Here is a 2,713-nt window from a genome sequence, read left to right on the forward strand (position 1 = left end):
TTGCTCAGGCTTGTCGAGCGCTTTTTTAGATGTAGGCTTTGTTCAGGCCGAGCTCTTGCATTTGAGTGAATTGCTCAGGCTTGTCGAGCGCTTTTTTTAGATGTAGGCTTTATTCAAACCAAGACTTTGATCTTGCATTTGAGCGAATTGCTCAGGGTTATCGAACGCTTTTTGGGTGTAAGCTTTGTTCAAACCAAGAGCTTGCATTTGAGCGAATTGCTCAGGATTATCAAACGCTTTTTGGGTGTAAGCTTTGTTCAAGCCAAGATCTTGCATCTGAGCGAATTGCTCAGGATTATCAAACGCTTTCTCGGTGTAAGCTTTGTTCAAACCAAGAGCTTGCATTTGAGCGAATTTCTCAGGGTTATCAAACGCTTTTTTGATATAGGGTTTGCTTAAACCTATAGCTCTCATAGCCTGATAAGACTCTATATTAGCGATAGCAAGCGATGAGTAGTGCTCTCCCAAAATAGGACGCAAGTTAGTCTTAAGAAATAATTTTAAATTCGGTCGTTGTTGTGGATTTTTTGATTGAGAATTTATTATAAATGGGTGAAACTCTTTAGGAATTTTTTTGGCTGTTCGATGAGCAAAGGATAGCATCCAACCAAAAGAAAAAACATCTTGGCTCGTGTCAGCTTTAAGTTTTATTTTAGTTTGGGTTCTTTCTGTCGCCCAATATGGACATTGGGAGGTTATAGTCCGAGCTTCACCTGGATTCTTATATGCCCAACCAAAATCAACGAACTTTGCATTAAATACCCCATTTTTCTCTTCGATAATGACATTATCGTATTTAATATCTCCATGTATTACGCCTTTCCCGTGAACCCTTTGAAGCTCCAGCGCTACAGCAACAATAATTTCACCAATTCTATTAGGGTATTTTTTCAGTGTTTCATGGAAATTACCACCTGGAAAAAGCGGCATAACTAAACGACCATCTGAATTAGAAGTCGCTTTAAATAAAACCTCTTCATTTGGATAGACTTTTTTAAATAATTCCCCTTCTAACTTCAGCACACCTAGCTCAACTGGGCTTGGATCAAGTGGCCTTTTTACCGCATAACGCTCTAAACCAGTTTGAGATTCAAAACGCCTAACACTTCCGTTATTTCCAGCACCTAAACCCCCTTGTGATTCATAGGTGTCAATTGTTCCATTTTCCAACCGTCTATCAATTGTGGAATCTACGGAATCGCTTCGTGATTCTCTATATTCTAATTCTGGCATACTCTCTAACCTCTAACCTCTAACCTCTAACCTCTAACCTCTAGCCTCTAACCTCTAGCCTCTAAATATAAAAAATAGAGCGCTAAGCTTGCCGGCTAACCATATTGATCAACATGTAAAAATAAGCGAAAATAATAAGTAATAAACAATATTAATTAATCCATAACAGATCTATTTATACGATTTTAAATAAACAAAAATCAAGTTATTTAATTACATAAAACAATATATATCCAATATGAATCATATTTATAAGTGAGGGAATGAATCGACCTTTTTACTCTCCTCTTGAGGTTGCTTAATAAAAGAATTTAAAAACGGCTGAACCTGACTTATTTTATTTTCTTGCGAAAGTTTCACAGTACTATCAGATTCTAATAAGGGTAAAGAACCATTTTTTAGAGCTAAATTTTGCTTTAATTTGACCTGTAATCGCTGCTGTTTGTTTGAAGTAAAAAATTTCAAGTGACAACTGCTGCCATCTAGTTCTTTTGCTACAATATCTGCGTATTCCTTGAACTTATTAAGGCTTAAATCATACGGGCGTGGAAAGTGATAGTGCTCATTATGTTTCTCTTTTGACAGAGCCTGGTGAAGGTGTTTGTGCTCATCATGATGATCAATAATTGCTCCACCATAATCGACAGAGATTGGTGTAACAATGCGTTTATCTGTAAATACAGTCATTACATAAGGTGAATTTTTTTCGATATGGATAGAAAAATTTTTCCCAACATAAAAAATTTCATCATAGCCATTAAAATCAATTTTAGGCTCATTATCGACTTCTTCGGTGTCACTTTCCGGATCATCGTCATCATCACAACTACTTAGAAGTAAAGCTTCAACACTATTACTCTCATCATCTGTATTGCTCTCATCATCTGTCTCATATTCACTGTCATTATTACTCTCATCACTCTCTTTATTCGCTGCAATGGTATCACTTATTGTCTTTTTACCTGCACCTTTATGTTGTTTTGGCATATTCTTTTCCTCATAATCTTCGAACTTTTCATAAGTACCTGAACCCCTCTAGTCACTCTTCAACAGCCAGCTTGATAGATTTGTATTCAGAGCACTTAGTTGATAAAACTATTATAAAAGTATCTTTTCAGGCCCTGCCATGCAGCAGGCTCTGATGTTAATATTTTTGAAACATCCAACCCTAAACGTGCTTTCTAAATAACGCCCATTATCACGTCAATCAATTATTTTCCTCTGCGTTTTTCTATATCAAATTGATCGATAAAATACTTACGATTTTACTACCTAATGCTACACGAGTGCCTTGGGCTAACTTGTGCAGAATCATTCAATGTCATAGTTCACGTTCAGCTTCGTTATTCGTCAATGGCTTATTAGAAGTCTCTGTTTCAAAAGTAAGGGGGCACCAAACTTCAATTACTTTCGCATACAGATTTCCTGAATTTTACACCCTTTCATATTTAATATTCATTGGTATAAAAATCTACATAAT

Annotated in this window: 2 protein-coding genes; both read right to left on the minus strand. The window is 36.2% G+C overall.

Going from position 1 to position 2,713, the window contains the following annotated elements; genetic code table 11:
- Nucleotides 1-96: 96 nt before the first annotated feature.
- Nucleotides 97-1,233, minus strand: a complete 1,137-nt coding sequence (locus BGC07_RS04345) for a protein kinase domain-containing protein (RefSeq protein WP_077216756.1) — start codon at nt 1,231-1,233, stop codon at nt 97-99.
- A 249-nt stretch (nt 1,234-1,482) separates the two neighbouring features.
- Nucleotides 1,483-2,220 carry a hypothetical protein gene (locus tag BGC07_RS04350; RefSeq protein ID WP_069312103.1) on the minus strand — a complete coding sequence of 246 codons (738 nt, stop codon included), beginning with the start codon at nt 2,218-2,220 and terminating at the stop codon, nt 1,483-1,485.
- Nucleotides 2,221-2,713 lie beyond the last annotated feature (493 nt).

This window comes from Piscirickettsia litoralis (assembly GCF_001720395.1).
Taxonomy (GTDB): domain Bacteria; phylum Pseudomonadota; class Gammaproteobacteria; order Piscirickettsiales; family Piscirickettsiaceae; genus Piscirickettsia; species Piscirickettsia litoralis.